The 6,693-nt window shown below is 68.7% G+C and carries 7 protein-coding genes; 6 read left to right on the top strand and 1 reads right to left on the bottom strand.

Going from position 1 to position 6,693, the window contains the following annotated elements; all coding sequences use genetic code 11:
• The 6 genes from QQK25_RS08050 to QQK25_RS08025 all read left to right on the top strand — a co-directional run.
• Positions 1–665 (top strand): MFS transporter (locus tag QQK25_RS08050; protein WP_284187479.1); only part of this gene is annotated, 665 nt, incomplete at its 5' end.
• 83 nt (positions 666–748) lie between these two features.
• Positions 749–2,560, top strand: a complete 1,812-nt coding sequence (locus tag QQK25_RS08045; protein ID WP_284187478.1) for an NAD(P)H-dependent oxidoreductase subunit E — start codon at positions 749–751, stop codon at positions 2,558–2,560.
• The gene (locus tag QQK25_RS08040; RefSeq protein ID WP_284187477.1) at positions 2,557–3,258 is read left to right on the top strand and encodes a 2Fe-2S iron-sulfur cluster-binding protein; all 702 of its coding nucleotides are present in this window, start codon (positions 2,557–2,559) and stop codon (positions 3,256–3,258) included. Before QQK25_RS08045 ends, QQK25_RS08040 begins: the two co-directional genes overlap by 4 nt.
• A 154-nt stretch (positions 3,259–3,412) precedes the next feature.
• Positions 3,413–3,958, top strand: coding sequence for an NADH-quinone oxidoreductase subunit B family protein (locus QQK25_RS08035; RefSeq protein WP_284187476.1), 546 nt, complete (start codon positions 3,413–3,415; stop codon positions 3,956–3,958).
• A 140-nt stretch (positions 3,959–4,098) separates the two neighbouring features.
• Entirely contained in the window at positions 4,099–5,565 is a 1,467-nt protein-coding gene (locus tag QQK25_RS08030) for a Ni/Fe hydrogenase subunit alpha (protein WP_284187475.1), read from the top strand.
• A gap of 8 nt (positions 5,566–5,573) precedes the next feature.
• Entirely contained in the window at positions 5,574–6,059 is a 486-nt protein-coding gene (locus QQK25_RS08025; RefSeq protein WP_284187474.1) for a hydrogenase maturation protease, read from the top strand.
• Here the strand turns inward: QQK25_RS08025 and QQK25_RS08020 are convergent.
• Entirely contained in the window at positions 6,049–6,621 is a 573-nt protein-coding gene (locus QQK25_RS08020) for a hypothetical protein (protein ID WP_153161961.1), read from the bottom strand. The two genes, QQK25_RS08025 and QQK25_RS08020, sit on opposite strands and share 11 nt — an antisense overlap.
• Between the last annotated feature and the right edge of the window lie 72 nt (positions 6,622–6,693).

The raw sequence follows: 6,693 nt of genomic DNA, 5'->3' as shown, positions 1-6,693 counted from the left end.
CCACGCTCGCCATCCGCCAGCGCTCCCGGGGCCAGCCCGCCACCGGTGGCGCCGGCCGGCTGGCCGAGGTGCTGGCCGGCTTCACCCACGTGTGGCGCACCCGCCTGCTGCTGGCGGTGATGAGCGTCGATCTGGTAGCCGTGCTGTTCGGCGGCGCGGTGGCGCTGCTGCCGATCTACGCCAAGGACATCCTGCAGGTCGGCCCCGCCGGGCTGGGCATCCTCAGCACCGCGCCCGCCGTGGGCGCCGCCACCGCCGGGCTGCTGATCGCCCGCTTCGGCGTGGCGCTGGACGCCCGGCTGTTCCTCGGCGCAGTGGGCGGTTTCGGGCTGATGACCGTCGTCTTCGGGCTGTCCACGTCGTTTCCGCTATCGCTGGTGGCGCTGGCGCTCCTGGGCGGGCTCGACAGCATCAGCGTGGTGATCCGCCAGACGGTGATCCAGCAGGCCACGCCGGACGCCCTGCGCGGCCGGGTCGGCGCGGTCAATCGCGTCTTCATCAGCTCGTCCAACGAGCTGGGCGCGCTCGAATCCGGCCTCCTCGCGGCCCTCGCCGGGCCGGTGGCGGCGGTGGTCGGCGGCGGGCTCGTCACGGTGCTGGTCGCGGTCGCCAGCCCTCGCATCTTTCCGCAGCTCCGAATGCTGCGGCGCAGCGTAAACGACTGATCCAACAGCATTTTCTGATCTAGCTCAAACCAGCGGGGGTTTCCCGGCGCATACTCGTGGCGTGACTCCCGCAGGAGACGTCCGTGCCCACATCCCCCCTCGCCGCGCCGGCCGACCTTGACGGCGTACTGCAGCGACACCAGCACAACCCGACCCGCCTGCTGCAGATCCTCATCGACGCCCAGGATCTGACCGGCTGGCTGCCTGCCCCGACCCTCACCCACATCGCCGCGGCCCTCGGCATCCCCCGCGCCCGGGTCGAAGGCGTGGCCGGTTTCTACAGCTTCCTGTACACCCGGCCCGTCGGGCGCTACCGGGTGCTGTTCTCCGACAACATCACCGACCGCATGCTCGGCAACGACGGGCTGCTGGACGCCCTGTGCCGCAAGCTGTGGGTCGAGCCCGGCAAACTGTCGGAAGACGGCCTGGTGAGCGTGACCACCACCTCCTGCACCGGCCTGTGCGACCAGGGGCCGGCGATCCTCGTCAATGGCCTCGCCATCGGGCAGCTCAATCACCGGCGCATCAACGAGATCGCCGAACTGATCCGCCAGCAGCGCCCGCTCGATCTGTGGCCGGCCGAATACTTCCGGGTGGACGACAACATCCGCCGCAAGGACGCCCTGCTCGAACTCCAGATGCCGCCGGGCGACGCGCTCCGCGCCGCCATCGCCCGTGGCCGCGACGGCTGGCTCGACGAGGTGCGCGCCTCGCGCCTGCGCGGCCGGGTCGGCGCGGGCTTCGCCACCGCGGTGAAGTGGGAAAGCGCCCGCAACGCGCCGGGCGCCGACAAGGTCATCGTCTGCAACGCCGACGAAGGCGAGCCCGGCACCTTCAAGGACCGCGTGCTCCTCAACAGCTACGCCGATCTGGTTTTCGAGGGCATGAGCCTCGCTGCCTGGGCCATCGGTGCCCAGACCGGCTTCCTCTACCTGCGCGGCGAGTACCGCTACCTGCGCCCGCAGCTCGAAGCCGCGCTGGCCCGCCGCCGCGAGGCCGGGCTCCTCGGCTCCGCCATCCTCGGCACGCCGGGCTTCGACTTCGACATCCAGATCCACCTGGGCGCCGGCGCCTACGTGTGCGGCGAGGAATCCGCGCTCATCGAATCCCTCGAAGGCAAGCGCGGCACCCCGCGCATCCGCCCGCCCTTCCCGGTGGTCAAGGGTTACCTCGGCCGGCCGACGGCGGTGAACAACGTCGAGACCCACGCCAAGACCTGCCTCATCGCCCTTTACGGCGGCGAAGCCTTCGCCGACACCGGCACCGCGCAATCCACCGGCACCAAGCTGCTGTCCATCTCAGGCGACTGCGCTGCGCCGGGCATCTACGAATACCCCTTCGGCGTGCCCATCACCCGCATCCTCGAAGACTGCGGCGCCAGCGACACCCAGGCCGTGCAGGTGGGCGGCGCGGCGGGCATCTGCCTCGCCAACTACGAGTTCCACCGCCACATCGCCTACGAAGACGTGCCCACCGCCGGCGCCTTCATGGTCTTCGACGGCACCCGCGACCTGTTCGACGTGGCCCGTGCCTTCGTCCATTTCTTCGCCCACGAGAGCTGCGGCTTCTGCACCCCGTGCCGCGTGGGTACCTCGCTGCTCAAGGGCTTCATGGACAAGCTGGCCGACGGCCACGGCGCCCGGGCCGATCTCAACGACATCGAGTGGCTCGACCGCCTGCTCAAGAACGCCAGCCACTGTGGCCTCGGCAGCGCGGCGCCGAACCCGGTGATCGACACCCTGCAGAAGTTCCGCCCGGCCTACGAGCGGCGGCTGGTGTCGCTGGATTTCGAGCCCGCCTTCGATCTGGATGATGCGCTGGCCGAAGCCCGCCAGCTCACCGCCCGGGACGACCCCGGCGCCCACCTGAAGACCCACGAGGAGGATGCGCAATGAAACAGTTTCTCCTCGACGGCCAGCCCGTGCCGTTTGAAGACGGCCAGACCATCCTCGAAGCCGCCCGCGCCGCCGGCCATTACATCCCCAGCCTGTGCTGGCACAAGGATTTTCCGCCCCACGGCAGCTGCAAGCTGTGCGTGGTGAAGAGCGCCGGCCGCCATGTCTCGGCCTGTGCCACGCCCGCCAAAGATGGCGCTGAGGTGGAGAGCAACACCCCCGAGATGAACGGCGAGCGCCGCGGCATCCTGCAGATGCTGTTCGTCGAGGGCAACCACTTCTGCCCGTCCTGCGAGAAGAGCGGCAACTGCGAGCTGCAGGCGCTGGGCTACGAGTACGAGATGCTCACCCCGCGCTTCCGGCACTTCTTCCCGGACCGCCCGGTGGATGCCTCGCACCCGGACGTGCTGCTCGATTTCAACCGCTGCATCTTCTGCGAGCTGTGCGTGCGCGCCAGCCGCGATATCGACGGCAAGTCGGTGTTCGCCCTCACCGGCCGCGGCATCGACAAGCACCTGGTGGTCAATGCCGAATCCGGGCGCCTGGCCGACACCGATTTCAGCAAGGACGACCGCGCGGCGAACATCTGCCCCGTGGGCGTGATCCTGCCCAAGGGCACGGGCTTTGCGGTGCCCATCGGCGAACGCAGCTTCGACACCAGCACGATCAGCGCCAGAACGCTGAAGGAGGAGTCATGAACATGAGCGTCCACGCCCGGCCGCCCGAAGTGGGCGCAAACCCTCCCTCGGGGAGGGTGGAGCAGGGGTTTCGCGGTGCACCGCACCGCACCTGCGGAACGGCTTGGCTGTGCAAAGCCAAGCCTCCGTCACGCAGTGACCGGAGGGTCGTTCCATGAACGCCCCCCGCAAGCTGCGTGTCGCCACCACCTCGCTGGCCGGCTGCTTCGGCTGCCACATGTCCTTCCTCGACATCGACGAACACCTGTTCGAGCTGGTGGAGCTCATCGAATTCGACCGCTCGCCCCTCACCGACATCAAGGACGTGGGCCCCTGCGACATCGGCCTGATCGAAGGTGGCGTGTGCAATTCCGAGAACGTGCACGTGCTGCGCGAGTTTCGCCGCAACTGCAAGACGCTGATCGCGCTCGGCGCCTGCGCCGTCACCGGCGGCTTGCCCGCCCAGCGCAACCACCTGTCGCTGTCCGAATGCCTGCGCGAGGTCTATCAGTTCCGCCCCGGCGTCGAGAACGGCCAGATCCCCAACGACCCGGAGCTGCCGCTGCCCCTCGATAAAGTTCGGCCGATCCACGAGGTGGTGCGCGTCGATTACTTCATCCCCGGCTGCCCGCCCTCGGGCCCGGCGATCTGGAAATTCCTCACCGACCTGATCGCCGGCCGCACCCCGCGGCTGACCGGCGGGTTGCTGCATTACGATTGAGGGGCGGTGAGGAGACATGAGCAAGGAGTGAGGAGGCCGCGCCCGAACGCTTTGCGCTGACGATCGCCAGCGCACAAAGCTGAAAGAAGGCCTCCTCACTCCTCACGCCTTACTCCTCACTGCTCCGAAGGAGCCCCCCCATGAGCTTCGAACTGGAAACTGCCGCCAACCGCGAAAACCTGCGCCGGGTTGCCATTGATCCCGTTTCGCGGGTCGAGGGCCACGGCAAGGTCACCCTGCTGCTGGACGACGCCGGCCACGTGAAGGAAGCGCGGCTGCACATCGTCGAGTTTCGCGGCTTCGAGAAATTCATCCAGGGCCGGCCGTACTGGGAAGTCCCGGTGATGGTCCAGCGCCTGTGCGGCATCTGCCCGGTGAGCCACCACCTCGCCGCCGCCAAGGCCCTCGACCCGGTGGTGGGCGCAACAACGATCACCGCCAGCGCCGACAAGATCCGCCGCCTGATGCACTACGGCCAGATCCTGCAATCCCACGCGCTGCACTTCTTCCACCTGTCGTCGCCGGATCTGCTGTTCGGATTTGAATCGCCGGTGCAGCAGCGCAACATCGTCGGCGTGGCGGCGGCCTATCCCGAGGTGGCCCGCCAGGGCGTGCTGCTGCGCAAGTTCGGCCAGGAGGTGATCCGCGTCACCGCCGGCAAGCGGGTGCACGGCACCGGTGCGATCCCCGGTGGGGTGAACAAACTGGTGAGCCGCGAAGACCGCGACCTGCTGCGCATGGATGCCGACCAGATGATCGCCTGGAGCCGCGACGCGGTGCATCTCGCCCGCAAGCTCCACGAGACCAACGGCGCGCTGTACGACGAGTTCGGGCTGTTCCGCAGCCACATGCTGAGCCTCGTGCGGGCCGACGGCGCCCTCGACCTCTACGACGGCGTGCTGCGCCTGCGCGACGCCCGCGGCCTCATCGTGAAGGACGGCGTGCCCTGCGCCGACTACGACGTGCATCTGCGCGAAGAGGTGAAGAGCTGGAGCTACATGAAGTTCCCGTACGTCGAGGCCCTCGGCCCTGCCAAGGGCTGGTACAAGGTCGGCCCGCTGGCCCGGGTGCAGAACTGCGACTTCATCCCCAGCCCGCTGGCCGAAGCCGAGCGCCAGGCCTTCATCGACCACGGCGAGGGCGAGCCCATCCACGCTCCGCTGGCCTACCACTGGGCGCGGATGATCGAGATGCTCCACGCCGCCGAAGTGATCCGCGATCTGCTCGACGACCCGGACATCCTCGCCGGCGAGCGCATGGCCGAAGGCCCCCGCGGCCGCGAAGGCGTCGGCATCATCGAGGCGCCACGCGGCACGCTGATCCACCACTACCGGGTGGACGACGACGATCTGGTGAGCTACTGCAACCTCATCGTCTCCACCACCCACAACAACCAGGCCATGAACGAGGCCGTGCGTCAGGTGGCCCGCCGCTATCTGGACGGCCGCCAGCTCACCGAAGGGCTGCTGAACCACATCGAAGTCGCCATCCGCGCCTTCGACCCGTGCCTGTCCTGCGCCACCCACGCACTCGGCAAGATGCCCCTGGCGGTCGAACTGGTGGATGCGGATGGCGCGCTAGTGGATCGCGCCACCAGCGGTCGCTGAGGCGGGAGATGGACGTGGTGGTGTTCGGGGTCGGCAACCCCTCGCGGGGCGACGACGCCATCGGCCCCCGGTTGATGGCGGAACTCGAAGCCGCTGCCCGGCCCGGGGTGCGGCTGGTAGAGGATTTTCAGCTGCAGGTCGAGCATGCCCTCGATCTGGAGGGCGCCGCGCTGGCGCTCTTCATCGACGCCGGCACCGGCACGCCGGCGCCCTTCACGTTTGCCGAAATCGAGCCCCGCGCCAGCCGCGCGGTGAGCAGCCACGCCCTCGACCCTGCTGCCGTGCTGCAGGTCTTCCGGGACGTGCGGCAGGCGCCGCCACCGCCTGCCTTCGTGCTGTGCGTGAGAGGGGAATCCTTCGAACTCGGCGCGCCGCTCAGCGAAGGGGCCGAACGGCACTTGACGGCAGCCCGGCAATGGCTCGCCAACTGCCTTGCCAACCCGACGCCAGAGCACTGGCGCCAGCTGACCGGGGATCTGGCGTTTACGCCCTGACCGCCTGACGGCGACGGCCGTACTCGTCCAGCAGCAGCGCCATGGCGTGATCGGCGCCGTCCGCCAGCCGCGCCGGGTTACGCATCTGCACAACCAGCGCCACTTGTCCGCGGCCTTCGACCACGCGCCCGCCACGCACCAGCATCAGGTGGTCACAGGACAGCTCGTGCCACACCGGCGCCAGCGCATCGATCTCCACCTCCAGCATGCAGCTGCGGGTCGCCAGCCAGGCGCTCATCTCCGCCGCGAAGGCCTCGCACGAGATCACCCGCTCGGACTCGCCACAGCGGCCAAAGCCACCCGCCCACGCGAGCTCCTCGTGGATGCTGTGGCCATCCGCCGCAATGAGGCCGATGGCAACCCTATCGGCGCCCAGCGCCCGGTGCAGCTGACGCAGCGCCCGCAGGCTGGCAAAACGGAAATCCTCCAGATGCCGCACCAACGCGGCTCCGGTGATCGCGGCCTCCGTAACCGGATCGCTCGCGCCCCATTTTCCGCCCTCATCCGGAACGGAACACAGGCTGTCTGGCATGGACCAACGGATCTGTTCACTGCGCAACATTCTCTCACCTGCTTTTGGGGCACATCGGATGAAGAGCCGATCCGGACAGAAACCGCCTGCCGCGCACCCGGC

The sequence above is a fragment of the Zoogloea oryzae genome, assembly GCF_030161255.1.
Classification (GTDB): domain Bacteria; phylum Pseudomonadota; class Gammaproteobacteria; order Burkholderiales; family Rhodocyclaceae; genus Zoogloea; species Zoogloea oryzae.
This window is presented reverse-complemented; position numbering and strand designations above follow the sequence as displayed.

Coding starts and splice junctions, on each gene's coding strand:
- QQK25_RS08040 (WP_284187477.1), top strand. CDS start 2,557: ATGAAACAGTTTCTCCTCGACGGCCAGCCCGTGCCGTTTGAAGACGGC.
- QQK25_RS08035 (WP_284187476.1), top strand. CDS start 3,413: ATGAACGCCCCCCGCAAGCTGCGTGTCGCCACCACCTCGCTGGCCGGC.
- QQK25_RS08030 (WP_284187475.1), top strand. CDS start 4,099: ATGAGCTTCGAACTGGAAACTGCCGCCAACCGCGAAAACCTGCGCCGG.
- QQK25_RS08025 (WP_284187474.1), top strand. CDS start 5,574: ATGGACGTGGTGGTGTTCGGGGTCGGCAACCCCTCGCGGGGCGACGAC.
- QQK25_RS08020 (WP_153161961.1), bottom strand. CDS start 6,621: ATGTTGCGCAGTGAACAGATCCGTTGGTCCATGCCAGACAGCCTGTGT.